Below are 25,469 nucleotides of genomic sequence, written 5' to 3'. Positions count from 1 at the left end.
GGAACAGGCTGGACGCCTCGACCGAGCCTACGTCGGACTGGGCGATCGGCGTGACGGTCATCGACCAGGGAATGTACACGTTGTGCTGGGTGCGCCGGCGACCGGAGGCGTCGACGTAGGTCACCGAGATGATGTCGCCGGGCGCCTTGGTGCCGGTCACCGAATAGGTGACCTGCCGCGGACCGGTCGGGGTGGTGGTCGTCGGCGGGGGCGCCGCGGCCGTCGAGGTGGCCGACGGCTCCGCCGAGGTGGTCGCCGGCGGGGGCGGCGGCGGGGTCACCGTCACCGTCTGGGTTTCGGTGGCAGTCGGGGGCGGTGGCGGCGGAGGCGGCGGCGGGGGGGGCGGTTTCGTCGTGGTGATCTGGTCCTGCATCGGCGGGTTCGACGGTGTGGTGGTGGCCGGGTTGGCGAGCTTGCTGGTGTCGGTACGCGCGAAGAGCAGCGAAACCGACACCACGAGCGCGATCGCCGCCACGATCGCGGCGACACCGACCACCCACGGCCAGCGCGGAGCACGGTGTTCGTTTTCCGGTTCGGGCGCCTCGTCGTAGTCGTCGTACTCGTAAAGCCGAAGGTCGGCCGGCACGTAGGGGCCGCCGGTGACATGCTCGGACTCGGGCGCCGAATAGGCCCGGGAGTATGCGTCCGTCTGGACGCCCCGGTCAGCGGCCGGCACCTCGGCGTCGTCGACGTGTTGGAGTTCCTCCGCCGGACCGGCTTCGGCGCCGGGTTCAGGGTCGTCGCCGTGTCCGTCAGCGGAATCCGGTTCGGGGCTGAGCTTGCTCACGGAATCGGGGTGTTCAGGTTTCCATCCTGGGGGGTTCGGCCCGCTCATCTTCGCCTGCCCTGTCCAACTGCGTCACAAGCGCGCGGGGCTCCGCGGTCACATCGTTGCGCGCGCACTTCACAAGTTCTCATCCTGCCTGGACAAACCCTACCGAACCGAAAGCGCCAAAAGCGTCCTGGCGAACTGGCCACCGGTCACGTGATCCGATTGTGACCTTCGCGTTCCGAAATCAGTGTTTCTCGGGCCCGACGTAGTACTCGAAGACCAACCCGCCCACCGACGCGAGGATGAAAACCACCCCCGCGGCAAGCAGCCACGGCAGCCACAGCGCGACACCGACCGCCGTCACCGAGGCGGAGAGCGCGACCATGAGCGGCCACCAGCTGTGCGGGCTGAAGAACCCCAATTCGCCTGCGCCGTCGCTGATCTCAGCACCTTCATAGTCCTCGGGCCGGGTGTCGAGCCGGCGCGCCACGAACCGGAAGAAGGTGGCCACGATCAGGGCCATGCCGCCGGTCAACGCCAGCGCGGCCGTGCCCGCCCACTCCACACCACCGGTCGCGTACAACGAAGTCAACACCCCGTAAACCACCGCCACGATGACAAAGAACCCGGCGACGAACTCGAACAGCCTCGCTTCGATATGCATTGAGCGTCCTCACCTACTGGCTTGTGGTCAATTCACCGCGGCGGGTGTCGAACGGATGGGTGGTCACCGCCATGGGGGGCTGGTTTATCGCCTGCAGCGCCTGGGCGTTGGTCTTGCCTTCCATACGTTGGTGCAGGTAGGCCTTGAAGTCGTTCGCCGACACCACCCGGACCTCGAAATTCATCATCGAATGGTAGGTGCCGCACATCTCGGCGCAGTGACCGACGAATGCGCCGGTCTTGTCGATCTGCTCCACCTGGAACACGTTGACGGAGTTGTTCGCTTTCGGGTTGGGCATCACGTCACGCTTGAACAGGAATTCGGGCACCCAGAACGAATGCACCACGTCGGCGGACGCCAGCTGGAACTCGATGCGCTTGCCCTCGGGAAGCACGAGCACCGGGATTTCGGTGGTGGTCCCCAACGTTTCGATCTTGTCGAAGTTGAGGTAGCTGAGGTCCTCACCGTGGAGCCCGTGCGCCGGGCCGACGAGTTCATCGCCATGCTTGTCGACTCCCACCGGCCTGGAGACCATGGCCTTCTTGCGGGCGGGGTCGGCGCCGTCATAGGTGAAGGTGCCGTCCTTGAAGTCGACGCGCTGGTAACCGAACTTCCAGTTCCACTGGAAGGCGGTGACGTCGATCACCACGTCCGGGTCCTTGGCGATGTGCAACACCTTCTCTTGGACCACGACGGTGAAGTAGAACAGCACCGAGATGATCAGAAAGGGCATCACCGTGAGCACCAGCTCCAAGGGCATGTTGTAGCCGAACTGGCGGGGCAACTCGGTGTCGGTCGCCTTCTTGCGGTGGAAGGCCGAAGACCAGAAGATGAGCCCCCACACGATGCCGCCGACGGCCAGGGAGGCGATGACGGCGCCGATCCACAGCTCCCGGTTCAGGTGCGCTTCCGGGGTGATGCCTTCCGGCCAGCCCATCCCCAGCGCCTGCGACCAGCTGCAGCCACTCACGCTGACCGCAAGCGCTCCCAGCATGCCGGCCAGTGCCAGCGGCCGGCGACGCCGGAACAGCCCCCGCACGCTGACGGGAAGACCACCCGAAAGCCCTTGAAACCTGACCTGCGACAAACAGTGCGAACGGACCTGCTCGCGAGGTGTCACGTTGGCGCCTCCAGACTCGGATATCGAATACTACGCAGCGTAGACCACGGCTCTGACGCCGGCGACGAAACCCCGGCTGCACCATTCTCCAGGTCGCCGGATCCGCCGGTGACCTCTCGCGGGCGGGCACCACATCCAGCAGCCAGGTGCGGCATACTGGGGCGCCGTGTGCGGACTGTTGGCTTTTGTCGCGGCCCCGGCGGTTGCTGCGGCCCCCGATGGGGCAGCCCGGGCCGACGCGTCCGTCGCGCGTGCGTCGCACCTGATGCGCCACCGAGGGCCCGACGAGCCGGGCACCTGGACCGATCCGGACGCCGACGGCGCGGTCGTATTCGGTTTCAACCGACTGTCGATCATCGACATCGCCCACTCGCACCAACCGCTGCGCTGGGGGCCGCCCGAACATCCCGGCCGCTACGTGCTGGTGTTCAACGGCGAGATCTACAACTACCTTGAGCTGCGCGACGAACTTGCCGCCCGGCACGGCGCCGCGTTCGCCACCGACGGCGACGGCGAGGCCGTCGTCGCCGGATACCACCACTGGGGCACTGAGGTGCTGGGCCGCCTGCGCGGCATGTTCGCATTCGCCCTGTGGGACACCGAAACTCGTGAATTGTTCTGCGCGCGTGATCCTTTCGGTATCAAGCCGCTGTTCGTCGCCACCGGCGCCGGCGGCACCGCGGTGGCCAGTGAGAAGAAGTGCCTGCTGGATCTGGCCGATCTGCTGCGCTTCGACACCGGGATCGACGAGCGGGCGGTTCAGCATTACACGGTTCTGCAGTACGTGCCGGAGCCCGAGACGCTGCACCGCGGGGTACGCCGGCTGGAATCGGGCTGCTACAGCCGGATCCGTCCCGGCCGGCAGCCCGAGGTCACCCGGTACTTCGTGCCGCGCTTCGCGCCAGTGCCACTGACCCGTGACGCCGAACAAGCCCGCTACGACGAGATCACCGCGGTGCTCGAGGATTCGGTGGCAAAGCACATGCGCGCCGACGTCACCGTGGGTGCTTTTCTGTCCGGGGGCATCGACTCCACCGCCATCGCGGCGCTGGCCATCCGGCACAATCCGCGGCTGATCACGTTCACCACCGGCTTCGAGCGGGAGGGATTCTCCGAGATCGACGTCGCGGTGGCCTCCGCCGAGGCCATCGGCGCCCGCCACATCGCCAAGATCGTCACCCCGCAGGAGTTCGTGGCGGCCCTGCCCGAGATCGTCTGGTACCTCGATGAGCCGGTGGCCGACCCCGCGCTGGTACCGCTGTTCTTCGTCGCGCGCGAAGCCCGCAAACACGTCAAGGTGGTGCTCTCCGGTGAGGGCGCCGACGAGCTGTTCGGCGGGTACACGATCTACCGGGAGCCGCTTTCGTTGCGGCCCTTCGACTATCTGCCGCGGCCGCTGCGCAAGTCGATGGGCAGGGTGTCCAAACCGCTGCCCGAGGGCATGCGCGGCAAGAGCCTGCTGCACCGTGGTTCGTTGACGCTCGAGGAGCGCTACTACGGCAACGCCCGCAGCTTCTCCGACGCGCAGTTGCGCGACGTGCTGCCGGGATTCCGCGAAGACTGGACACACACCGACGTCACCGCCGCGGTGTACGCGGAATCGGCCGGCTTGGATCCGGTGGCCCGCATGCAGCACCTCGACCTGTTCACCTGGCTGCGCGGCGACATCCTGGTCAAGGCCGACAAGATGACGATGGCCAACTCGCTGGAGCTGCGGGTGCCGTTCCTGGACCCGGAGGTCTTCGCCGTGGCGTCGCGGCTGCCCGTGGAGGCGAAGATCACTCGCAAGACCACAAAGTACGCACTGCGTCGCGCGCTGGAGCCCGTCGTGCCGGCGCACGTGCTGCACCGGCCCAAGCTCGGCTTCCCGGTGCCGATCCGGCATTGGCTGCGCGCCGGTGAGCTGATGGAGTGGGCCTACGCGATGGTCGACTCGTCGCAGGCCGGTCACCTGCTCGACGTGCCCGCTGTCCGCCGGATGCTCGACGAGCACCGCAACGGCGTCGTCGATCACAGCCGCCGACTGTGGACTGTACTGATCTTCATGCTGTGGCACGCCATCTTCGTCGATCAGAGCGTGACACCGCAGATCAGCGAACCGGTCTACCCAGTCCAGCTTTGATGGCGAGCAGTCGCAAAAGCCCGCAATTTCAGGCCGAAATCGGGGCTTTTGCTGGGGCACCTCCCGCTTGCGAGGGACTGCTCGCGACCACTAAGCCAGCACCGCGGCGATCTCGGCGGCCGCCTCGTCGCCGTAGGCCCCGGCCAGCCGGGTCCTGGCGACCTCGTGATCCCACGTCCACTCCTGGGTCCCCGTGGACTCCAGCACCAGCACGGCCACCAGCGAGCCCAACTGCGCCGAGCGCTCCAGGCTCAGGTCGGCGCTGCGCCCGGTGAGGAAGCCGGCGCGGAACGCGTCGCCGACGCCGGTGGGGTCGACCTGACTGGTCTCGGGCACCACGTCGACGTGGATGCTGGTGCCGTCGGGCTGCACCACGTCCACCCCCTTGGGGCCCAGCGTGGTGACCCGCAGGCGGATCTGCGCCATGACGTCGGCTTCCGTCCAGCCGGTCTTGGACAGCATCAGGTCCCATTCGTAGTCGTTGGTGAACAGGTACTCGGCGCCGTCGACGAGCTTGCGGATCTCGTCTCCCGACAACCGGGCCAGCTGCTGGGACGGGTCCGCGGCGAACGGGAGCCCCAGTTTGCGGCATTCGTCGGTGTGCACGACCATCGCCTCGGGGTCGTTGGCGCCGATGATCACCAACTCCGGCTCGCCCAGGTCCGAGATCACGTCGACGAGCTTGATGTTGCGGGCCTCCGACATGGCGCCGGGGTAGAACGATGCGATCTGGGCCATGTCGACGTCGGTGGTGCAGGTAAAGCGCGCCGTGTGCGCACTATCTGAGATCAGGACGTGATCACAGTTGACGTTGTGGGCCAGCAGCCATTCGCGGTAGTCGGCGAAGTCGTCACCGGCGGCACCGACGAGGGCCACGTCACCGCCGAGCACCCCGATGGCGAAGGCGATGTTGCCGGCCACGCCGCCGCGGTGGATCACCAAGTCGTCCACCAGGAAGCTGAGCGAGACCTTCTGAAGATGATCGGCCAGCAGCTGTTCGGAGAAGCGGCCGGGGAACCGCATCAGATTGTCGGTCGCTATCGACCCAGTCACCGCGATCGTCACGAAATCTCCATCCTTCATTAATAAGACTGTCTACCTTACTCGCGTGCATTGACCGTCGTTGCGTCCGCGGTCCGGGCGAACCGGTGCGCTAGCCTGCCTACAAACCTCACCAGTCGCCGAGCCCCGACGAGCGGGCGGTCACCCGCCCCCGACCCTTTACCGGGCGCCCCAACTACCACCGTAGGAGATCCACGATGGCCGGTCCGCACCCCCCGAACCACACCGTCGGCCATGACCGTCCAGCGCCGTCCGCAGCGTCGCGGCCGTTCGAGTACCCCAACGATCACGCGGTCGGCGACTCGACGTTCGGTCCTGCGGCGGGGGGTCCTGCGGGACCCCCGCCGCTCAATTATGCAGGTCCGCCACCGGCGCCGGTCGGCTACCCGCAGCGACGGTCCAAGCGACGTTTGCTGGTCAGTGTCCTGGTGGCCGTCGCCCTGGCGGCCACGACGACTGTGGCGATCGTGTACGGGGTCCGTACCAACGGCGCCAACACCGGCGCGACGTTCTCGGAGGGTGCGGCCAAAACGGCCATTCAGGGCTACCTGAACGCGCTGGACCACCGCGATCTCGATGTCGTCGTCCACAACGCTCTGTGCGGCATGTACGACGGGGTGCGCGACAAGCGATCGGACCTGGCGCTGGCCAGGCTCGCCAGCGACGCCTTCCGCAAGCAGTTCTCCCAGGTCGAGGTGACCTCGATCGACAAGATCGTGTACTTATCGCAGTATCAGGCCCAGGTGTTGTTCACGATGCGCGTTTCGCCCACGTTCGGTGGCGCGATGCACGGGCACGGGCAGGTGCAGGGCATAGCGCAATTGCTGTTCCAGCGCGGCCAGATCATGGTGTGCTCGTACGTGTTGCGCACCGGCGGTTCGTACTAGAGCCCGAATGCCGCAGCTGCCGTCAACGTCAACGAGTCAGCTGAAGGTCAGTTGAAGGAGTCCCCGCAGGCGCAAGAACCGGTGGCGTTGGGGTTGTCGATGGTGAAGCCCTGCTTCTCGATCGTGTCGACGAAGTCGATCGAGGCGCCCTCGACGTAGGGCGCGCTCATCCGGTCCACCGTCAGCCTGACGCCGCCGAACTCCACGGTCAGATCGCCGTCCAGCGTCCGATCGTCGAAAAACAGGTTGTAGCGCAGGCCCGCGCAGCCGCCCGGCTGAACCGCGATGCGCAGCGCCAAGTCGTCACGGCCCTCCTGCTCGAGCAGGGACTGCGCCTTGGCGGCAGCGGCCTCGGTCAGGATCACGCCGTGGGTCTTGGCATCCGACTCGTTTTGCACCGTCATTGCTTCTCCTACATGCCTCATCGTTACTGCATGCCCATGCATGCCTCAGTGGGTGAGTGGGTCCGCGTCAGCAGGGCCCGATCGACTCCGAAAAAACCCTCTTGCTCAACGGTACCTCGCCGGACCGCTATTCCCGAGTCGAGCCGCCGCCTGGGAGGCCAGTCCCATCAGCTGGTTGGCGGCGTCGGCCTGCGCGAGTCGCGCCGAACCGGCGTAGTCGGCGATCGACAAGGCCGACATGATGCCCGCCGTGCGCACCGCCGAGTTGTCCAGCCCGACCTGTCCGGCCAGCACGATCACCGGGATGCCCCGCGGGCGGGCCTCGTCGGCGAGGAATCCCACCACCTTGCCGTGCAGTGACTGCTCGTCGAGCCGCCCCTCCCCGGTAAGGATCATCTCCGCGATGTCGAGGTCGTCAGCCAGGTGGGTGTGCTCGGCGATGATCTGGGCGCCCGATTCGCACCGAGCGCCGAGCGCCAGCAGCCCCGCGCCGATGCCGCCGGCGGCGCCCGCTCCGGGCTCGGAGCTCACGTCACGTCCGGCCGCGGCTTCCAGCTCCAGCGCCCACGTCTCGAGGCGCACCTCCAGGGCCGCGACGGCGGCGGTGTCGGCACCCTTCTGCGGCCCGAACACCCGGGCGGCCCCCCAGGGCCCGGTCAGCGGGTATTCGGTGTCCGAGGCGATGATCAGCTCGATGCCGGCCAGTTTCCGGCGGGCGGCGTCCAGCCCGCCGAGCTCGGCGATCATGCCCTGGCCGCCGTCGGTGCACGCGCTGCCACCCAGCCCGACCACGATCCGCCTTGCCCCGTAGCACAGCGCCTCGTCGATGAGCTGGCCCACTCCCCTGCTGTGGGCCGCGAGCGCCGTCTCCGGGGTCGGCGGGCCACCCAGCAGGGCCAGACCACAGGCCTGGGCGCACTCCAGATAGGCCGTCGACGAATAGGCATCCATCACCCAGTCGGCGCCGACAGTCGTGTCCAGCGGCCCGGACACCTTCAGGCACCGTTTCCGCCCCAGCCGGCTGGCCAGGACCTCGACAAAGCCCGGGCCGCCATCGGACTGCGGGGCCACGATGAACCGGTCACCCGGGCGTGACCGGTTCCAGCCGGTCGCGATGGAGGCGGCTGCCTCTACCGCCGACAGGCTGTCGCCGTAGCAGTCGGGTGCCACCAGCACCAGCATGGCCGGTAGCTGGAGACGACCTGGCCTGAGACCGACGGCAGCACCATCCGAGGCCATCGAGCCGTCGTCCATCACAGGCAGCCGTTCAGCACAGGGCTAAGCGTAGGGCCATCCTCGCCGTCGGCGCATCGCCAACCGGAATGCTTTCCGGGGCGATCCCACGCGCCGGCCGCGGCGCGAAGTAACCTGACGGCTGTGAAGCGACTGGGCCGCAGGAAGAACCACGAAGACGACCTCGGGGAAGACGTGCCGGAGCCGGTCTCGGGTGCCGGCGACGGGGCCCTCGGCGAGTCACGCCGGACCGCACCCAAAGGCCGTCCCACCCCCAAGCGCAACAACGCCCGGCGCAGCGCCAAGAAGGGGCCGGTCGCGCCGGCACCCATGACCGCCTCGGAGGCACGGGCCCGACGCAGGTCCCTGGCCAAGCCCAAGCTCAGCCGCGCGGAACGCAGGGCCGACAAGGCCGCCAGCCGCGCCAGGATGACGGACCGCCGCGAACGCATGATGGCCGGCGAAGAGGCCTACCTGCTGCCGCGCGATCAGGGGCCGGTGCGCCGGTATGTCCGCGACGTGGTGGACGCCCGGCGCAACCTGCTCGGATTGTTCATGCCGGCGACACTGTTCTTGCTGTTCGTGATGTTCGCGGTCCCGCAGGTGCAGCTCTACATGTCCCCGGCGATGCTGCTGGTGATGGCGGTGATGTCTGTCGATGCGCTCATCCTGGGCCGCAAGGTGACCAGAATGGTCGATGCGAAATTCCCGAACAATACCGAAAGCCGCTGGAAAATCGGTCTCTACGCCGCCAGTCGGGCGTCCCAGATGCGCAGGATGCGGGCGCCGAAGCCCCAGGTCGAACGCGGCAGCAGTGTCGGCTGAGCCTCGCCTGAAAGCCGCCTGACCCCGGTGCGCACGCTGGTGCTGGGCGGGATCAGGTCCGGCAAGTCACGCTGGGCCGAGAAAGCCATCGCCGGGGAGCTGCCACCTGGTCGGCCCGTCCGTTACCTGGCCCCGGGCAGGGTCGACGAGGCCGACCCGGCCTGGGCGGAGCGGGTGGCCCGGCACCGCGGCCGGCGGCCCACGCACTGGGCGACGGTGGAAACCGAGGAGATCGCGGCCCAGCTGCGGCAGTCGCCGGACACCCCGGCGCTCATCGACGATCTCGGCGCGTGGCTGACCGCCGCGCTGGATCGCAACAACGCGTGGGGAAACGGTTCGCCGGCGCTGCCCGTCCACGAGATGATCGACGACATACTGACCGCTATCGCGGCTTTCGCCGCCCCACTGGTGCTGGTCAGCCCTGAGGTCGGGCTGACCGTGGTGCCGCCCGCCGCGTCCGGCCGCCGGTTCGCCGACGAACTGGGCAGCCTCAACCAGCGCGTCGCCGAGGTGTGCGATCGAGTGGTCCTGGTGGTGGCCGGACAGGCGGTGTCCATCAAGCCCTCGGGAATCTGATGGAATTCCCGCCGATCCCGCCGCCGGATGCCGCTGCCACTGCCGCCGCCCGCGCTCGCCAGGACACCCTGACCAAGCCGCGGGGAGCGCTCGGCCGCCTCGAGGACCTGTCGGTCTGGGTCGCGTCATGTCAGGCGCGGTGCCCTCCGCGGCAGTTCGGACGCGCCCGGGTGGTGGTGTTCGCGGGCGACCACGGCGTCGCCCGCGCCGGAGTGTCGGCGTATCCACCGGAGGTGACCGCCCAGATGGTCGCGAATATCGCATCCGGCGGGGCGGCGATCAACGTGGTGGCCGAGATCGCCGGTGCGACGGTACGGGTCGCGGACCTTGCCGTCGACGCCGACGCCGCCTCCGAGGGGATCGCCGTCCACAAGGTGCGGCACGGCAGCGGCGACATCAGCGTGCAGGACGCGTTGACCCACCAGGAAACCGTCGCCGCGATCGCCGCGGGCCGGCGCATCGCTGACGAAGAAGTCGATGCCGGCGCCGACCTGCTCATCCCCGGCGACATGGGGATCGGCAACACCACCCCCGCGACGGTGTTGGTGGCGGCGTTGACCAACACCGAGCCCGTGGCTGCGATCGGGTTCGGCACCGGGATCGACGACGCCGCGTGGGCGCGCAAGACGGCCGCGGTGCGCGACGCTCTGTTCCGGTCGCGGCTGGTGTTGACCGACCCGGTGGGGCTGCTGCGCTGCTGCGGCGGTGCGGACCTGGCCGCCATGGCGGGTTTTTGCGCGCAAGCGGCCGTGCGGCGCACGCCGGTGCTGCTCGACGGCATGGCCGTGACGGCCGCGGCGCTGATCGCCGAGCACCTGGCCCCGGGCGCCCGGCAGTGGTGGCAGGCCGGTCACCGCTCCCGCGAGCCGGGCCACTCGCTGGCCCTGGGGGCCCTCGCGCTGGAGCCGATCCTGGACCTGGGGATGCGGCTGGGCGAGGGCAGCGGCGCGGCCACGGCGCTGCCGGTGCTGCGGGCCGCGGTGGCCACGCTGGCGTCCATGGCGACCTTCGGCGAGGCCGGCGTCTCCGACCGCGCACGCCCGTGATGCGTTCGCTGGCAACGGCTTTCGCTTTCGGAACCGTGCTGCCCGTGCCCCGCGCCGAGCCGATGGGCCGCGGCGCCATGACCGCGTTTCCGGTGGTCGGCGCCGCCCTGGGGCTTTTGGCCGCGGCTGTCGTGTGGGGCGGCGCGGCGGCGTTCGGAACGGCCAGCCCGTTGCCCGGACTGCTCGCCGTGGCAGCGCTGCTGCTCGCGACCCGCGGCCTGCACCTCGACGGTGTCGCCGACACGGCCGACGGGCTCGGCTGCTACGGGCCACCGGAGCGCGCGCTGGCGGTGATGCGGCAGGGATCCGCCGGGGCGTTCGGCGTGGCTGCCGTCGTGCTCATGATCACGCTGCAGGGGTTCGCGTTCTCAGCCCTGCGGCCGACGGGGATCGTCGTGGCGGTCGTCGCAGGCCGGGTCACCGCGGTCCTGGCCTGTCGCTGCTCGGTGCCGGCGGCCGACGGCAGCGCCCTGGGCGTGCGCGTCGCCGGCAGCCAGCCCGCGCCGGTGGCGGCGGCCTGGGTCGCGGTGTTGCTCGCCGCCTCCGTGCCAGCCGGGGCGCTGCCGTGGCAGGGCCCGGTGGCGGTGCTGGTGGCGCTGGGCTGCGGCGCCGCCCTGGCCGGGCACTGCGTGCGGCGGTTCGACGGCATCACCGGTGACGTGCTGGGCGCCGCGATCGAGTTGACGACGACGGTCGGCGCGCTGACACTGGCGGCCTTCCAGGGGTGAGCAGACCGAACAGCCCCCGAAACCGCCGGTTTCGGGGGCTGTTCGGTCTGCTCGCGTGGGTTACCCGAGCCGAGCCATCCAGCCGTGGGTGTCGGCGAAGGTGCCGCGCTGGATTCCGGTGAGCGTGTCGCGCAGCGCCATCGTCACCTCGCCGGGCTCGCCGTCGGCGATGGTGAACTCGCCATCGCCGTACTTGACCCGCGACACCGGGGTGATGACAGCGGCGGTGCCGCACGCGAACACCTCGGTGATCTCGCCGGCGGCCGCCTTCTTCTGCCACTCGTCGATATCGACCTTGCGTTCCTCAACACTGAATCCCGCATCGATCGCCAACTGCAGCAACGAATCCCGCGTGATACCCGGCAACAGCGAGCCAGACAGCTCCGGGGTGACCAGCCGCGCGGACCCGCCGCTGCCGAAAACGAAGAAGATGTTCATCCCGCCCATCTCCTCCACGAAGCGGCGCTCGACGGCGTCCAGCCACACCACCTGGTCGCAACCGTTGTCGGCGGCTTCGGCCTGTGCCAGCAGCGAGGCGGCATAATTGCCGCCGAACTTGGCCGCGCCGGTGCCCCCCGGGCACGCCCGGACGTACTCCGACGACACCCAGACGCTGACCGGGCTGACGCCTCCCTTGAAATAGGCACCGGCCGGGGAGGCGATCAACAGGTAACGGAACTGCTTTGCCGGCCGCACCCCCAGCCCTGGCTCGGTGGCGATGATGAACGGCCGCAGGTACAGCGCGTCTTCCCCGCCGGCGGCGGGCACCCAGGTCTTGTCGACGCCGATGAGCTGACACAACGAACCCATGAACAACTCGTCGGGCAGCTCCGGCATCGCCATCCGGCGGGCCGACGAGCGCAACCTGGCGGCATTGGCCTCGGCACGGAACGACACGATCGAGTCATCGGCCCACCGATACGCCTTGAGGCCTTCGAACACCTCCTGCGCGTAGTGCAGCACGATGGCCGACGGATCCAGTTCGATCGGCCCGTACGGGGTGACGCGCGCGTCATGCCAGCCCCGGCCGTCGGTGTAGTCGATCGACACCATGTGGTCGGTGTGATATTTCCCGAAACCCGGCTCGGCCAGGATGGATTCGCGTTCCTCGCCGGACGCCGGATGTGGCGAGCATGAAACCGTGAATACAGGGGAGCCGCTCGTCATGGCGCCGATTGTATCTCCGGCTGCGAAGCGGCCTTTCGCCACTGTGAACGCTACCGAGCGCTAATGGGTTTTCGCCGCGACGAAAGGCGGCCGCACGACCTCGCATTCGACGGAGCGGCCACGCACGTCGACGGTCACGCGCCGGCCGTCCTCGATGCCGGCGCCGGTGTCGATCAACGCCAGCCCGATGCCGGCCTGCAGCGTGGGCGAGAACGTTCCGGAGGTGGTGAAACCGACCGGGGTGTCCCCGGCCAGCACCGTGAGCCCCGGACGCAGCACCCCGCGGTTGATCATGCGCAGCCCGCGCAGCAGCCGCCGCGGCCCGGCCGCCTTCTCGGCCAGCAGCGCGTCGCGGCCGAAGAAGGCGGCCTTCTTCCAGCCGACCGCCCAGCCGCACCGGGCCTGCAGCGGCGAGATGTCGAGCGAAAGTTCGTGCCCGTGCAGCGGATAGCCCATCTCGGTGCGTAGGGTGTCGCGGGCGCCCAGGCCGGCGGGCTCCCCGCCGGCGGCACGCACGGAAGCGAGCAGCGCGTCGAACACCACCCCCGCCGAATCCCAGGGCGGCAGCAGTTCGTAGCCGTGCTCGCCGGTGTAGCCGCTGCGGCACACCCGCACCGGCACCCCGGAGTAGGAGCCGTCGGCGTAGGCCATGTACTCCATGTCGGTCGGCAGCCCCAGCTCCCCGAGCACGTCCACCGACTTCGGCCCCTGCACGGCCAGCACCGCGTAGGCGCGGTGCTGGTCGGTGATCGTCAGGCCGGATCCCGAACCGGCCTCGGCCGCCGCCCGCAGCGCCGCGACGACGGCGGCGGTGTTGGCGGCGTTGGGCACCAGGAAGATCTCGTCGTCGGTGACGTAGTAGGCGATCAGGTCGTCGATGACCCCACCGGATTCGGTGCAGCACAAGGTGTATTGGGCCTTCCCCGGGCCGATGCGGCCCAGGTCGTTGGTGAGTGCGGAGTTGACGAACGCCGCAGCGCCCGGCCCGCGAACCAGGGCCTTGCCGAGGTGGCTGACGTCGAACAGTCCCACCGCATCGCGGGTGGCGTTGTGCTCGCTGACAGTGCCGGCGTAGGACACCGGCATCAGCCAGCCGCCGAATTCGCCGAGGCTGGCACCCAGCTCTCGATGGCGGTCTTCCAGCGGTCCGTGCAGCAGCTCTGACCCGTCGCTCACGCCGTCCCACCCTAATCGGCGCCGGTGAGGCTGCCGGGGCGGGCCCCGCCTCACGTGACTAGGGTGATTTCCCGTGACCACCGAACCGGGCTATCAGTCCCCCACCGTCAACGTCGCCACCTCGCTGCCCAAACGCGCCACGGGCTCCACGGTGCTGCTCGTGCCGGTCGTCTCGAGCGGCGAGGACGACAAGCCGGGTGCGGTGCTGGCGTCTGCCGAGCCGTTCCTGCCTGCCGGCGCGGTCGCCGAGATCGAGGCCGGCCTGCGGGCCCTGGACGCCACCGGCGGCAGCGAACAGGTCCACCGGCTGGTGGCGGGTTCGCTGCCGGTGGCCAGCGTGCTGACGGTCGGCCTGGGCAAACCGCGAGCGGAGTGGCCGGCCGAGACCATCAGGCGCGCCGCCGGCGTGGCGGCGCGGTCCCTCGGCAGCGCCGACACCGTGCTCACCACCCTGGGCGAGCTGCCCGGCGAGGGCGTCTGCTCGGCCGCGGTCGAGGGGCTGATCCTGGGCGCCTACCGGTTCACCGAGTTCCGCAGCGCCAAGACGGCGCCCAAAGACAAAGGGCTGCGCAAGATCACCGTGCTCTCCGGTTCGAAGGACGCCAAGAAGCAGAGCGCGCACGGCGCGGCCGTCGCGACCGCGGTCGCCACCGCCCGCGACCTGGTCAACACCCCGCCGAGCCACCTGTTCCCCGCTGAATTCGCCAAGCGGGCCAAGGTTTTGGGCGAATCCGTTGGGCTGGACGTGGAGGTGCTCGACGAAAAAGCCCTCCAGAAAGCAGGTTACGGCGGCATCATCGGTGTCGGCCAGGGCTCGTCGCGCCCGCCGCGGCTGGTGCGGCTGGTCCACCGGGGGTCGCGGCTGGCGAAGAAGCCGCAGCAGGCCAAGCGGGTGGCGCTGGTGGGCAAGGGCGTCACCTTCGACACCGGCGGCATCTCGATCAAGCCGGCGGCGTCGATGCACTACATGACCTCCGACATGGCCGGCGCCGCGGCCGTCGTGGCGACCGTGACCCTGGCCGCGCACCTGCAATTGCCCATCGACGTCATCGCCACGGTGCCGATGGCCGAGAACATGCCCTCGGCCACCGCGCAGCGACCGGGCGACGTGCTGACGCAGTACGGCGGAACGACGGTCGAGGTGCTCAACACCGACGCGGAGGGCCGGCTGATCCTGGCCGACGCGATCGTGCGGGCCTGCGAGGACAAGCCCGACTACTTGATCGAGACGTCCACCCTGACCGGCGCGCAGACCGTGGCGCTGGGCTCGCGCATCCCCGGGGTGATGGGCAGCGACGAGTTCCGCGACCGCGTCGCGGGCATCTCGCAGCGGGTCGGCGAGAACGGCTGGCCGATGCCGCTGCCCGACGAACTCAAAGAAGACCTGAAGTCCGCGGTGGCCGACCTGGCCAACGTCAGCGGCCAGCGTTTCGCCGGCATGCTGGTGGCCGGGGCGTTCCTGCGCGAGTTCGTCGCCGACGGGCTGGCATGGGCGCATATCGACGTGGCCGGTCCGGCCTACAACACCGCCGGCCCGTGGGGGTACAGCTCCAAGGGCGCCACGGGCGTGCCGACCCGCACGCTGTGCGCGGTGCTCGAGGACATCTGCGACCAGGGTTAGCCCATGGGAACTGCCGACCGACCCTGCGTTGCGCCATCCCCGAGTGGTCTGACGGCGAAGGGCGGAATCGCGTCGGTGCGCGGATTCGACTCGGTCGCCGATCGGTGTCCGTGCCGGCTTCCCGGGCGGGATTGAGGCCTCGACATCGATGGCGGCCGGCGACTGTGGTGAGAGGCGCAGTCGGCGAACTGCGCCGACACGGCGAGGCGGCCGCTGGAGCTAGATGACCCGCAGCCGCGCGGTGTTGCGCAGCGCCTGCGGGGCCAACCGGGATATCCCGTACAACGCATAGGCTTCCGGCGCGACCGGGCGGATCGGCTTGTTCTTCCTGGTCGACGACAGGATCGCGGTGGCGACGTTCTCGGGTCCGTAGTGGCGCAGCGAGAACAGCAGGCCGAGCTGGCCGCGCCGGCCGTCGACCTGCTCCGCCTTGCCCTCGGGGGCATCGATGCGGGTCGTCTTGATGATGTTGGTGTTGATGACGCCCGGGCAGATCGTGGTCAGGCCGATGCCGGCGGTGTCGAGTTCGGCCCGCAGGCAATCGGAGAACATGAAGGACGCGGCCTTGGAGCTGCAGTAGGCGCTCAGTGACTGCAGCGGGGCGTAGGCGGCCATCGACGCCACGTTGACGATGTGCCCGCCGGTGCCTCGGTCGACCAACCGCCGCGCGAATGAGCGGCAGCCGTTCACCACGCCGCCGAAGTTGACCTTGAGCACGCGGTCGAATTCCTCGGCGGGGGTGTCCAGGAATCCGCCCGCATGCCCGATGCCCGCATTGTTGACGACGATGTCGGGGACGCCGTGCTCGGCGCAGACCCGCTCGGCGAATGCCTCGACCGCGTCGCCGTCGGACACGTCGAGCACATAGCTGTGCGCGGTCCCGCCACGCGCGGCGATCTGGGCCGCGGTCTCTTTGACGGAGGCCTCGTCGATGTCGCTCACGATCAGCTCGGCGCCGTGGTCGGCAAAGGCGAAAGCGGTCTCCCGGCCGATTCCGCTGCCGGCCCCGCTGACCGCCACCAGGGTGTCGCCGAAATCCCCACGGGAGCGGCCTACCTGGGCTCGCAACAGCCCGCGGCTGGGCTGCCGGCCTTCGGCCAGGTCGGCGAAGTCGTGCACCGCGGCCGCCATCACCTGCGGGTGCGACATCGGGGAGAAGTGGCCGGCTCTGATGTCGCGGCGCCACAACCGGGGCACCCAGCGCCCGGTGTCGTCGTAGCCGTAGGGCCGCACGTACGGGTCTTCGGTGTTGACGATCAGCTGCACCGGCGTGTCGACCACCGGGATCGGCCGCTTGCGGGTGAAGGACCGGAAATAGTTGGCACGGTAGGTCTTCACCGAGCGGGCGGCGTCGGCGGCCAGTTTCTCGGAGTGGTGGATCTTCTCGGCGGGGATCCCGTCGACGATGTGGCGCCGTACCGCCCTGCTCGTCAGCGCCAGCCGCAGCACCAGCGGTGCCAGCACCGGTACGGAGAAAAACGCCATGTAGGTCAGCCGCAGCGCCTGACTGAGCGCACGCGCGAAGGCCCGTGGGCGCCACGGCCGACGCAGGCCCCCGAGGATGTAGGCGACGAGCTGGTCCTGGCTGGGGCCCGAGACCGACGTGAACGAGGCCACCCGGTCGGCCGCACCCGGGCGGCTCAGGTACTCCCACACACCCACCGAGCCCCAGTCGTGCGCCAGGACGTGCACGGGCCGGCCGGGGCACAGCGCAGCGGTCACCGCGGCGAAGTCGTCGGCGAAACGTTCCATGGCGTATGCGGAGGCCGCCCCGGGCGCCGACGAGCCGCCCACCCCCCGGTTGTCGTACCGGATGACGCGAAACCGCTCGGCCAGCAACGGCACGACACCGTCCCACAACACGTGCGAGTCGGGAAAGCCGTGCACCAGGACGACGGTCGGGCCCTCGGGGTTGCCCTCTTCGCAGGCCGCGATGCGCACCCCGTCCGCGCTGTCGACGAAATTCCGGGAAACGCGCTGTGGTGACGCCATCTGACCTCCGCCGCCCCTGATGTGCTCCGACTGCCCCTGACTGGAACCGTGACCAGCAGTGGCCACACCGTAGCAAGCGGGTTGACGGTCACCCCGGCATCGGCGCGCGGCCGCCCTGGATGTGTGCCCGCCGCGGGGCGATGACAAGATGGTGGCCGGATAGTCCCGACGACCTTGTTGCCCCGGCGGTCCGCGACCGTGCGGTGATTCGGACGTCGTCCTGCGCCGACCCACGAGCGATTCGAGGAGTCAGAAGAGATGGCCTTCTCCGTCCAGATGCCGGCACTCGGCGAGAGCGTCACCGAGGGGACGGTCACCCGCTGGCTCAAACAGGAAGGCGACACGGTCCAAGTCGACGAACCCCTCGTCGAGGTGTCCACCGACAAGGTCGACACCGAAATCCCTTCCCCGGCGGCCGGGGTGCTCACGAGGATCGTCGCGCACGAAGACGACACCGTCGAGGTGGGCGGCGAGCTGGCCGTCATCGGCGACGCCTCCGACACCGGCAACTCCGAGTCGGGCGGATCGGGCGCGCCGGCACCCAGCCGGCCGGAGCCCGCAGCGCAACCCGAACCCGAGCCGGCGGCACCTGCGCAGTCACAGGCCCCACCGCGGGCCACACGACCCGTGCAGGCATCCGGCGACGCCACCCCGGTGCTGATGCCCGAGCTCGGCGAATCCGTTGCCGAAGGCATGATCACCCGCTGGCTGAAGAAGGTCGGCGATTCCGTGGAAGTCGACGAGCCGCTGGTGGAGGTGTCCACCGACAAAGTCGACACGGAGATCCCGTCGCCGGTCGCCGGCGTCCTGATCAGCATCACCGCCGAGGAGGACGCCACCGTTCCGGTCGGCGGCGAGCTGGCCCGGATCGGCTCGGAAGCTGGTGCCACTGCCGCCCCCACCACGCCGTCGCGGCCCGAGCCCGCACCCGAACCGGCGCCCCAGCCCAAGACCGAGCCCGCACCCGAACCGGCGCCCCAGCCCAAAGCCGAGCCCAAGCCGGAACCCAAAGCCGAACCCAGGCCGGCACCGGCGCCCACGGCCGAACCGGCACCAGCCCGGCCCACCGGTGAGTCGCAGGGCGAGACGACACCCTACGTCACTCCGCTGGTGCGCAAGCTGGCCCACGAAAACGACATCGACCTGACCGAGGTCACCGGGACCGGGGTGGGAGGCCGGATCCGCAAGCAGGACGTGCTGGCCGCCGCGGAGCGCAAGAAGCAGGCCGCCGAGCCGGCCACGCGAACGACTGCGGCCACCCCGCCCGCCGGCGCGCCCACGGTGGCCGGGGGCTCCGGACAGGCCGCGCCCACCCCGACACCGGCGCTGGCGCACCTACGCGGCACCACGCAGCAGGCCAGCCGCATCCGGCAGCTCACCGCCGCCAAGACGCGGCAATCCCTGCAGGCCACCGCACAGCTCACCCAGACCCACGAGGTCGACATGACCAGGATCGTCGGGCTGCGGGCACGGGCCAAGGCGGCGTTCGCCGAGCGCGAAGGGGTGAACCTGACCTATCTGCCGTTCATCGCCCGCGCGGCGATCGACGCACTGAAGATCCACCCCAACATCAACGCCAGCTACAACGAGGACACCAAGGAGATCACCTACTACGACGCCGAGCACCTCGGCTTCGCCGTCGACACCGAGCAGGGCCTGCTCTCTCCCGTGATCCACAACGCCGGCGACCTGTCCCTGGCCGGCCTGGCCCGGGGGATCGCCGACATCGCTGCGCGCGCCCGCTCGGGCGATCTCAAACCCGACGAGTTGTCCGGCGGCACCTTCACGATCACCAACATCGGCAGCCAGGGCGCGTTGTTCGACACCCCGATCCTGGTGCCGCCTCAGGCGGCGATGCTGGGCACCGGGGCCATCGTCAAGCGCCCCCGGGTGATCGTCGACGAGTTGGGCAACGAGTCGATCGGGGTGCGCTCGGTCTGCTATCTGCCACTGACCTACGACCATCGGCTCATCGACGGAGCCGACGCGGGACGTTTCCTCACCACGATCAAGAACCGGCTCCAAGAGGGAGCGTTCGAGGCCGATCTGGGGCTGTGAGAGCGTGGCCCGGGCTGGTGACAAGTTTGTTGTCGCGATCGCGGGTTCGTCCGGCCTGATCGGCTCCGCGCTGGTGAACGCGCTGCGCGCCGAGGACCATCGGGTGCTACGCATCGTGCGCCGTGCGCCGGCGAATTCCGAAGAGCTGCACTGGAATCCGGAGAGCGGGGAGTTCGATCCCGACGCGCTGAGCGAAGTCGATGCCCTGGTCAACCTCTGCGGGGTGAACATCGACCAGCGGCGCTGGTCGGGTGCGTTCAAGCAAAGCCTGCGGGACAGCCGGATCACTCCGACCGAGGTGCTGGCCAACGCCGCCGCCGACGCCGGCGTCGAAACGCTGATCAATGCCAGCGCGGTGGGCTATTACGGGCACACCGGAGACTGCGTGGTCGACGAGAGCGCCGGGGCAGGAAGCGGATTCCTGGCCCAGCTGTGCCAGGACTGGGAAGCCGCCACGCTGCCGGCCCAGTACGGTGGGGTCCGTGTCGTGCTGGCCCGCACCGGGGTGGTGCTGGGGGCGGCGAGCCGGTCGCTGCGCAGGATGCGTCCGCTGTTCTCGTTAGGCCTGGGCGCCAGGCTGGGCAACGGCCGTCAATACATGTCGTGGATCAGCCTCGAGGACGAGGTGCGCGCCCTGCTGTTCGCTATCACGCATCGCGCACTGTCCGGCCCGGTGAACATGACCGGGCCCGCGCCGGTGACCAACGCCGAGTTCACCACCGCCTTCGGCCGCGCGGTCAACCGTCCCACCCCGCTGGCGCTGCCCGGTGCGGTGGTACGCGCCGCGCTCGGAGAGTTCGCCGACGAGGCGCTGCTCATCGGTCAGCGGGCCATCCCGGACGCACTCGAGCGCGCCGGTTTCCAGTTCCACCACAACACCATTGGCGAGGCGCTGAGCTACGCCACCGCCCGGCCCCACGAGGCATAGCCGCTGACCGGCACTTGGGCATTCATCGACGAGACCGTGGACTGGTGACGAGTGTCGGTGACGAGTGGCTGGTGGCGCCACCCGTGGTGGGTTGTCCGCTGACTACGTGCCGGATCGCCGGTGCTGCGGCGGAACCGGGCGAAGCGGGTCGCCGCCATCAGGACCAGTGCCAACGTCACACCAGTGCGACCAACACCACCGAGCGTCATTCCCGCGTGACACCGCGTCGCCGGGGGCCGGTCGGCCGAGTAGCGTCGGCGAGGTGAGCAACTCCATCCGGTCGGCGCCGACCCCCATCGACGTCCGCAGGCTGGGCACGGTGGACTACCGCACCGCGTGGCAGCTGCAGCGCGACCTGGCCGCAGCCCGGATCGCCGGTGGCCGCGACGCTCTGCTGCTGCTGGAGCACCCGCCGGTGTACACCGCGGGGCGGCGCACCGAGCCGCACGAGCGGCCGGCCGGCGGCGCGGCCGTCGCAGATGTCATCGCCACCGACCGCGGCGGCAAGATCACCTGGCACGGGCCGGGCCAGCTGGTCGGCTACCCCATCGTCGGTCTGGCTGAACCGCTCGACGTCGTCGATTACGTCCGGCGACTCGAGGAATCGCTGATCACAGTATGCGCAGATGTCGGGCTGGAAACCGCCCGCATCCAGGGCCGCTCGGGCGTGTGGGTCCCGGGCGACGCCACACGTCCCGCGCGCAAGGTCGCCGCCATCGGGGTGCGGGTGTCGCGCGCGACCACCCTGCACGGGTTCGCGCTCAACTGCGACTGCGACTTGGGGGCGTTCGGCGCCATCGTGCCGTGCGGCATCAGCGACGCCGGAGTGACCTCATTGTCGGCCGAACTGGGACGCCCGGTGGGCGTCGACGACGTGAGCGCGGCGGTCGCCGCCGCCGTGCGCGACGCCCTGGACGGTGTCCTGCCGGTACGGGACCATCCGGCCGCCCGCGTAACATCGGTCGGGTGACTGTCGCACCCGAAGGCCGCAAACTACTGCGCCTCGAGGTACGCAACGCCGAGACCCCGATCGAGCGTAAGCCGCCGTGGATCAGGGTCCGCGCCCGGATGGGACCCGAGTACACCCAGCTCAAGGCTCTGGTCCGACGGGAGGGTCTGCACACGGTCTGCGAGGAGGCCGGCTGCCCCAACATCTTCGAATGCTGGGAGGATCGCGAAGCCACCTTTCTCATCGGGGGCGACCAGTGCACCCGTCGCTGTGACTTCTGCCAGATCGACACCGGCCGCCCGGCCGAGCTGGACCGCGACGAGCCCCGGCGGGTCGCCGACAGCGTGCAGACGATGGGCCTGCGCTACGCCACCGTCACCGGCGTAGCCCGTGACGACCTGCCCGACGGCGGGGCCTGGCTGTACGCCGCTACGGTGCGCGCCATCAAGGAGCTGAACCCGTCGACCGGCGTCGAGCTGTTGATCCCCGACTTCAACGGGGACCGCGCGCGGCTGGCGGAGGTCTTCGAGTCCCGCCCTGAGGTGCTGGCCCACAACGTCGAGACGGTGCCGCGGATCTTCAAGCGGGTCCGGCCGGCGTTCACCTACCGGCGCAGCCTCGACGTGCTCACCGCCGCGCGCGACTTCGGTCTTGTCACCAAGAGCAACCTCATCCTCGGCCTGGGCGAAACCCCCGACGAGGTGCGCACCGCCCTGGCCGACCTACGTGACGCCGGCTGCGACATCGTCACGATCACCCAGTACCTGCGGCCGTCGGCGCGCCACCACCCCATCGACCGCTGGGTGCTGCCCGAGGAGTTCGCCGAGTTCGCCCGGCACGCCGAGGAATTGGGCTTCTCCGGGGTACTGGCCGGGCCGCTGGTGCGCTCGTCCTACCGGGCCGGATGCCTCTACGAGCAGGCCGCCCGTGGCCGCGTCCCGGCTGCGCCGGACGGTGGGGCCTGCGCACCCTGACCGGCACCGCATATCCTTGGCGACTATGGCTAAATCCCGCACAGCCGCCGAGAACAAAGCCGCCAGAGCACAGGCTCAGGCCGCCCGAAAGGCCGCCGCCAAGGAACGCCGCGCCCAGCTGTGGCAGGCGTTCAGCATTCAGCGCCAGGAGGACAAGCGGCTGCTGCCGTACATGATCGGCACCTTCGTGCTGATCGTGGGCGCCTCGGTGGCGGTCGGCCTGTGGGCCGGCGGGCTCACCATGGTCACCCTGATCCCGCTCGGCGTGCTGCTGGGCGGATTGGTCACGTTCATCGTCTTCAGCCGCAGGGCGCAGAAATCGGTCTACAGCAAAGCCGAGGGCCAGGCCGGCGCCGCGGCATGGGTGCTGGACAACTTGCGCGGCAAGTGGCGAGTGACCCCCGGTGTCGCTGCGACCGGTCACTTCGACGCGGTTCACCGGGTGCTCGGCCGGCCCGGTGTCATCCTGGTCGGCGAGGGATCGGCGGCCCGGGTCAAACCACTTCTGGCCCAGGAGAAGAAGCGGCACGCGCGGCTGATCGGCGACGTACCCATCTACGACGTCGTCGTCGGCAACGGCGACGGTGAGGTGCCCCTGGGCAAACTGGAGCGCCACCTCACCCGCCTGCCGGCCAATATCAGTGTCAAGCAGATGGACACGCTGGAGTCGCGGATGGCCGCGCTCGGATCGCGCGCGGGCGCCGGGGTGATGCCCAAAGGGCCGCTGCCCAACTCCGGCAAGATGCGCGGTGTGCAGCGCACGGTGCGCCGCCGGTAGCTTCGAGGTCCCGAAAGCCCCGATAGTCAGCGCCGCACCACCGCCGTGCCGGTCACTCGGTCGTGGAGACCGCGGCCGTCGAAGTCGGTGAAGAGCGCCGGGATCACCAGGCCGACGAGCAGCCCCCGCACGGCCAGCCGGATGACGCCCACGGGCTGTCGTCCGTCCACCGCCGCCACCCCGAGTCCCAGAGTCAGCTGGCCGGGTGTGGAACCGAAGAGCCGCACCGCCACCACCCCGAGCACGAACCAGATGACCAGCACCGCCGTCGCCAGCCCCCGCTGGGACAGCAGACCGAACGTCCGCGCCAGCTCCGCCAGGCCGTAGGAGATCAGCCAGTCGATCAGCAGCGCGGCCAGGCGGCGTCCCATCGGCGCCAGCGAACCCGCACCGCTGCGGGGCAGGCCGATCGCCTGCCCAGGGTAGGCGGATCGCGCTCCCGGCGTCATCGGGCGCAACCCCGGCGGTGCTCTTCGGCACGCGAGTGCGACAGTACGGGGTGCATGGCCTCACAATAGGACCCTCGGCGCCAACCGCCGACCCGGCCACTCTCGGTGGCGCCACGGTCGCGTAACGTGCGCGCAACACGGGGTTGACCGACGGGCAACATCAGCTTCATAGCGTCAGGCCGCGGATCTCACCAAGTAAAGGAGCATGCTGTGACGGAAACGACGCCCGACGACGTCTTCAAGATCGTCAAAGACGAGGACGTCGAGTTTGTCGACGTCCAGTTCTGTGACCTGCCAGGCATCATGCAGCACTTCACGATTCCGGTGTCGTTCTTCGACCAGAGCGTTTTCGAGGACGGACTGGCCTTCGACGGCTCCTCGATTCGCGGATTCCAGTCGATCCACGAGTCCGATATGCTGCTGCTTCCCGACCCGGTCACCGCACGCATCGACCTGTTCCGCGAAGCCAAGACGCTGAACATGAACTTCTTCGTGCACGACCCGTTCACCCTGGAGCCCTACTCGCGCGACCCGCGCAACATCGCGCGCAAGGCCGAGAGCTATCTGATCAGCACCGGCGTCGCGGACACCGCGTACTTCGGCGCGGAGGCCGAGTTCTACATCTTTGACTCGATCAGCTTCGACTCGCGCACCAACGGCTCGTTCTACGAGATCGACGCGATCTCGGGATGGTGGAACACCGGTTCGCCCAACGAACTCGACGGCAGCCCCAACCGCGGCTACAAGGTGCGCCCCAAGGGCGGGTACTTCCCGGTCGCCCCCGTCGACCACTATGTCGACCTACGCGACAAGATGCTGTCCAACCTGATCAAGGCGGGCTTCAGCCTGGAGAAGGGCCACCACGAGGTGGGCACCGGCGGGCAGGCCGAGATCAACTACAAGTTCAACACGCTGCTGCACGCCGCCGACGACATGATGCTCTACAAGTACATCGTGAAGAACACCGCATGGGCGAACGGCAAGACCGTCACGTTCATGCCCAAGCCCCTGTTCGGTGACAACGGCTCCGGGATGCACACCCACCAGTCGCTGTGGAAGGACGGCGGCCCGCTGATGTACGACGAGACGGGCTACGCCGGCCTGTCGGACACCGCGCGGCACTACATCGGCGGCCTGCTGCACCACGCGCCGTCGCTGCTGGCGTTCACCAACCCCACGGTGAACTCCTACAAGCGCCTGGTTCCCGGGTTCGAGGCGCCGATCAACCTGGTGTACAGCCAGCGCAACCGCTCGGCGTGTGTGCGGATCCCGATCACCGGCACCAACCCCAAGGCCAAGCGCCTGGAATTCCGTTGCCCCGACGCGTCGGGCAACCCGTACCTGGCGTTCTCGGCCATGCTGATGGCGGGCCTGGACGGCATCAAGAACAAGATCGAGCCGCAGGCACCGGTCGACAAGGACCTCTACGAGTTGCCGCCCGAAGAGGCCGCCAACATTCCGCAGGCGCCCACCCAGCTGTCTGCGGTGATCGACCGACTGGAAGAGGACCACGAATACCTCACCGAGGGGGGCGTTTTCACGCCCGACCTGATCGAGACGTGGATCAGCTTCAAGCGCGAGAACGAGATCCTGCCGGTCCAGATACGACCGCACCCCTACGAGTTCGCGCTGTACTACGACGTGTAGGGGACGTGTAAGGGACGTGTAAACCAACGCGAGGACGCCGCCCGCGCCGCGATCACGCCACCGATTGCCGCGCGGGTGGTTTCGTCATTGACCGGCGAACCGCGGTTGGCAGCGTTATCGTCCCTGCATGCCGTCGCATCGCGTCGACCCCGACGCGCAACCCGGCTGGATGTGTTCCGAGGAAAGGGACCCGGCATGAAGACGAGAGTATTGCTGGCCACGGCCGGCGCTGCGGCAGCATTGACCGCCGGTGTCATGTGGACCGCGCCATCGGCGTCGGCCGGCACCCCC

Annotated in this window: 23 protein-coding genes; 13 read left to right on the top strand and 10 right to left on the bottom strand. The window is 69.3% G+C overall.

What is annotated here, in order from left to right; genetic code table 11:
• The 3 genes from ACOJVU_RS01570 to ACOJVU_RS01560 form a co-directional block, all read right to left on the bottom strand.
• On the bottom strand, positions 1 to 835 hold an 835-nt coding region (locus ACOJVU_RS01570), incomplete at its 3' end, for an MmpS family transport accessory protein (RefSeq protein WP_421528158.1).
• A gap of 181 nt (positions 836 to 1,016) precedes the next feature.
• On the bottom strand, positions 1,017 to 1,436 hold the full coding sequence (locus tag ACOJVU_RS01565; protein WP_421528157.1) for a cytochrome c oxidase subunit 4: 420 nt from the start codon (positions 1,434 to 1,436) through the stop codon (positions 1,017 to 1,019).
• A gap of 13 nt (positions 1,437 to 1,449) precedes the next feature.
• A complete protein-coding gene (locus ACOJVU_RS01560) occupies positions 1,450 to 2,430 on the bottom strand; it encodes a cytochrome c oxidase subunit II (RefSeq protein WP_421528163.1) in 981 nt (326 codons plus the stop codon).
• A gap of 292 nt (positions 2,431 to 2,722) precedes the next feature.
• On the opposite strand from ACOJVU_RS01560, the gene asnB reads away from it, so the two are divergent.
• The gene (asnB, locus tag ACOJVU_RS01555; RefSeq protein ID WP_421528156.1) at positions 2,723 to 4,678 is read left to right on the top strand and encodes an asparagine synthase (glutamine-hydrolyzing); all 1,956 of its coding nucleotides are present in this window, start codon (positions 2,723 to 2,725) and stop codon (positions 4,676 to 4,678) included.
• 90 nt (positions 4,679 to 4,768) lie between these two features.
• Here the strand turns inward: asnB and ACOJVU_RS01550 are convergent, their stop codons facing one another.
• The gene (locus tag ACOJVU_RS01550; RefSeq protein WP_421528155.1) at positions 4,769 to 5,743 is read right to left on the bottom strand and encodes a carbohydrate kinase family protein; all 975 of its coding nucleotides are present in this window, start codon (positions 5,741 to 5,743) and stop codon (positions 4,769 to 4,771) included.
• 194 nt (positions 5,744 to 5,937) lie between these two features.
• On the opposite strand from ACOJVU_RS01550, the gene ACOJVU_RS01545 reads away from it, so the two are divergent.
• Positions 5,938 to 6,627 (top strand): hypothetical protein, encoded by a 690-nt coding sequence (locus ACOJVU_RS01545; protein WP_421528154.1) that lies wholly within the window; start codon positions 5,938 to 5,940, stop codon positions 6,625 to 6,627.
• Between the two features lie 47 nt (positions 6,628 to 6,674).
• On the opposite strand, the gene ACOJVU_RS01540 is transcribed toward ACOJVU_RS01545, so the two are convergent.
• The gene (locus ACOJVU_RS01540; protein WP_421528153.1) at positions 6,675 to 7,031 is read right to left on the bottom strand and encodes a HesB/IscA family protein; all 357 of its coding nucleotides are present in this window, start codon (positions 7,029 to 7,031) and stop codon (positions 6,675 to 6,677) included.
• Positions 7,032 to 7,136: 105 nt separating this feature from the next.
• The gene (locus ACOJVU_RS01535) at positions 7,137 to 8,213 is read right to left on the bottom strand and encodes a glycerate kinase (RefSeq protein ID WP_421528152.1); all 1,077 of its coding nucleotides are present in this window, start codon (positions 8,211 to 8,213) and stop codon (positions 7,137 to 7,139) included.
• Between the two features lie 246 nt (positions 8,214 to 8,459).
• Here ACOJVU_RS01535 and ACOJVU_RS01530 point away from each other — a divergent pair, with 246 nt between their 5' ends.
• From ACOJVU_RS01530 to ACOJVU_RS01515, 4 genes are read left to right on the top strand one after another with little or no spacing between them, the layout of a single operon-like run.
• On the top strand, positions 8,460 to 9,089 hold the full coding sequence (locus ACOJVU_RS01530) for a DUF3043 domain-containing protein (protein WP_421528162.1): 630 nt from the start codon (positions 8,460 to 8,462) through the stop codon (positions 9,087 to 9,089).
• 27 nt (positions 9,090 to 9,116) lie between these two features.
• The gene (locus ACOJVU_RS01525) at positions 9,117 to 9,665 is read left to right on the top strand and encodes a bifunctional adenosylcobinamide kinase/adenosylcobinamide-phosphate guanylyltransferase (protein ID WP_421528151.1); all 549 of its coding nucleotides are present in this window, start codon (positions 9,117 to 9,119) and stop codon (positions 9,663 to 9,665) included.
• A complete protein-coding gene (gene cobT, locus ACOJVU_RS01520; protein WP_421528150.1) occupies positions 9,665 to 10,711 on the top strand; it encodes a nicotinate-nucleotide--dimethylbenzimidazole phosphoribosyltransferase in 1,047 nt (348 codons plus the stop codon). Before ACOJVU_RS01525 ends, cobT begins: the two co-directional genes overlap by 1 nt.
• Positions 10,708 to 11,439, top strand: coding sequence for an adenosylcobinamide-GDP ribazoletransferase (locus tag ACOJVU_RS01515; RefSeq protein ID WP_421528149.1), 732 nt, complete (start codon positions 10,708 to 10,710; stop codon positions 11,437 to 11,439). Before cobT ends, ACOJVU_RS01515 begins: the two co-directional genes overlap by 4 nt.
• Before the next feature lie 60 nt (positions 11,440 to 11,499).
• On the opposite strand, the gene ACOJVU_RS01510 is transcribed toward ACOJVU_RS01515, so the two are convergent.
• Together ACOJVU_RS01510 and gcvT are read right to left on the bottom strand one after the other, a co-directional pair.
• Positions 11,500 to 12,606, bottom strand: coding sequence for a branched-chain amino acid aminotransferase (locus tag ACOJVU_RS01510; protein ID WP_421528148.1), 1,107 nt, complete (start codon positions 12,604 to 12,606; stop codon positions 11,500 to 11,502).
• 60 nt (positions 12,607 to 12,666) lie between these two features.
• Entirely contained in the window at positions 12,667 to 13,782 is a 1,116-nt protein-coding gene (gcvT, locus tag ACOJVU_RS01505) for a glycine cleavage system aminomethyltransferase GcvT (protein WP_421528147.1), read from the bottom strand.
• Positions 13,783 to 13,855: 73 nt separating this feature from the next.
• Between gcvT and ACOJVU_RS01500 the strand changes: the two genes are divergently transcribed.
• Positions 13,856 to 15,403: a leucyl aminopeptidase gene (locus ACOJVU_RS01500; RefSeq protein ID WP_421528146.1), complete on the top strand. Its 1,548-nt coding sequence runs from the start codon at positions 13,856 to 13,858 to the stop codon at positions 15,401 to 15,403.
• A 219-nt stretch (positions 15,404 to 15,622) separates the two neighbouring features.
• On the opposite strand, the gene ACOJVU_RS01495 is transcribed toward ACOJVU_RS01500, so the two are convergent.
• Positions 15,623 to 17,395 carry an SDR family oxidoreductase gene (locus ACOJVU_RS01495; RefSeq protein WP_421528145.1) on the bottom strand — a complete coding sequence of 591 codons (1,773 nt, stop codon included), beginning with the start codon at positions 17,393 to 17,395 and terminating at the stop codon, positions 15,623 to 15,625.
• Between the two features lie 258 nt (positions 17,396 to 17,653).
• On the opposite strand from ACOJVU_RS01495, the gene sucB reads away from it, so the two are divergent.
• From sucB to ACOJVU_RS01470, 5 genes are all read left to right on the top strand, one after another.
• Positions 17,654 to 19,453 carry a 2-oxoglutarate dehydrogenase, E2 component, dihydrolipoamide succinyltransferase gene (gene sucB, locus ACOJVU_RS01490; RefSeq protein WP_421528144.1) on the top strand — a complete coding sequence of 600 codons (1,800 nt, stop codon included), beginning with the start codon at positions 17,654 to 17,656 and terminating at the stop codon, positions 19,451 to 19,453.
• A gap of 4 nt (positions 19,454 to 19,457) precedes the next feature.
• Entirely contained in the window at positions 19,458 to 20,381 is a 924-nt protein-coding gene (locus ACOJVU_RS01485) for a TIGR01777 family oxidoreductase (RefSeq protein ID WP_421528143.1), read from the top strand.
• Between the two features lie 262 nt (positions 20,382 to 20,643).
• Positions 20,644 to 21,351, top strand: coding sequence for a lipoyl(octanoyl) transferase LipB (lipB, locus tag ACOJVU_RS01480; RefSeq protein ID WP_421528142.1), 708 nt, complete (start codon positions 20,644 to 20,646; stop codon positions 21,349 to 21,351).
• Positions 21,348 to 22,304, top strand: coding sequence for a lipoyl synthase (gene lipA, locus ACOJVU_RS01475; protein ID WP_421528141.1), 957 nt, complete (start codon positions 21,348 to 21,350; stop codon positions 22,302 to 22,304). Before lipB ends, lipA begins: the two co-directional genes overlap by 4 nt.
• Before the next feature lie 25 nt (positions 22,305 to 22,329).
• Entirely contained in the window at positions 22,330 to 23,082 is a 753-nt protein-coding gene (locus ACOJVU_RS01470; protein ID WP_421528140.1) for a DUF4191 domain-containing protein, read from the top strand.
• 26 nt (positions 23,083 to 23,108) lie between these two features.
• Here the strand turns inward: ACOJVU_RS01470 and ACOJVU_RS01465 are convergent, their stop codons facing one another.
• Complete coding sequence (locus ACOJVU_RS01465) at positions 23,109 to 23,531, bottom strand: RDD family protein (protein WP_421528139.1); 423 nt, start codon at positions 23,529 to 23,531, stop codon at positions 23,109 to 23,111.
• A gap of 210 nt (positions 23,532 to 23,741) precedes the next feature.
• Here ACOJVU_RS01465 and glnA point away from each other — a divergent pair, with 210 nt between their 5' ends.
• Positions 23,742 to 25,178 carry a type I glutamate--ammonia ligase gene (gene glnA, locus ACOJVU_RS01460; RefSeq protein WP_421528138.1) on the top strand — a complete coding sequence of 479 codons (1,437 nt, stop codon included), beginning with the start codon at positions 23,742 to 23,744 and terminating at the stop codon, positions 25,176 to 25,178.
• The last annotated feature ends 291 nt before the right edge of the window (positions 25,179 to 25,469 follow it).

The sequence above is a fragment of the Mycobacterium sp. THU-M104 genome (assembly GCF_049197365.1).
Taxonomy (GTDB): domain Bacteria; phylum Actinomycetota; class Actinomycetes; order Mycobacteriales; family Mycobacteriaceae; genus Mycobacterium.
This window is presented reverse-complemented; position numbering and strand designations above follow the sequence as displayed.

What these genes read in the sequence shown, in the direction of transcription:
- ACOJVU_RS01540 (WP_421528153.1), bottom strand. Translation starts at nt 7,031, where the DNA reads ATGACGGTGCAAAACGAGTCGGATGCCAAGACCCACGGCGTGATCCTG.
- ACOJVU_RS01545 (WP_421528154.1), top strand. Translation starts at nt 5,938, where the DNA reads ATGGCCGGTCCGCACCCCCCGAACCACACCGTCGGCCATGACCGTCCA.
- ACOJVU_RS01565 (WP_421528157.1), bottom strand. Translation starts at nt 1,436, where the DNA reads ATGCATATCGAAGCGAGGCTGTTCGAGTTCGTCGCCGGGTTCTTTGTC.
- ACOJVU_RS01470 (WP_421528140.1), top strand. Translation starts at nt 22,330, where the DNA reads ATGGCTAAATCCCGCACAGCCGCCGAGAACAAAGCCGCCAGAGCACAG.
- sucB (WP_421528144.1), top strand. Translation starts at nt 17,654, where the DNA reads ATGGCCTTCTCCGTCCAGATGCCGGCACTCGGCGAGAGCGTCACCGAG.
- ACOJVU_RS01495 (WP_421528145.1), bottom strand. Translation starts at nt 17,395, where the DNA reads ATGGCGTCACCACAGCGCGTTTCCCGGAATTTCGTCGACAGCGCGGAC.
- ACOJVU_RS01510 (WP_421528148.1), bottom strand. Translation starts at nt 12,606, where the DNA reads ATGACGAGCGGCTCCCCTGTATTCACGGTTTCATGCTCGCCACATCCG.
- ACOJVU_RS01535 (WP_421528152.1), bottom strand. Translation starts at nt 8,213, where the DNA reads ATGCTGGTGCTGGTGGCACCCGACTGCTACGGCGACAGCCTGTCGGCG.
- ACOJVU_RS01465 (WP_421528139.1), bottom strand. Translation starts at nt 23,531, where the DNA reads ATGACGCCGGGAGCGCGATCCGCCTACCCTGGGCAGGCGATCGGCCTG.
- ACOJVU_RS01560 (WP_421528163.1), bottom strand. Translation starts at nt 2,430, where the DNA reads ATGCTGGGAGCGCTTGCGGTCAGCGTGAGTGGCTGCAGCTGGTCGCAG.
- cobT (WP_421528150.1), top strand. Translation starts at nt 9,665, where the DNA reads ATGGAATTCCCGCCGATCCCGCCGCCGGATGCCGCTGCCACTGCCGCC.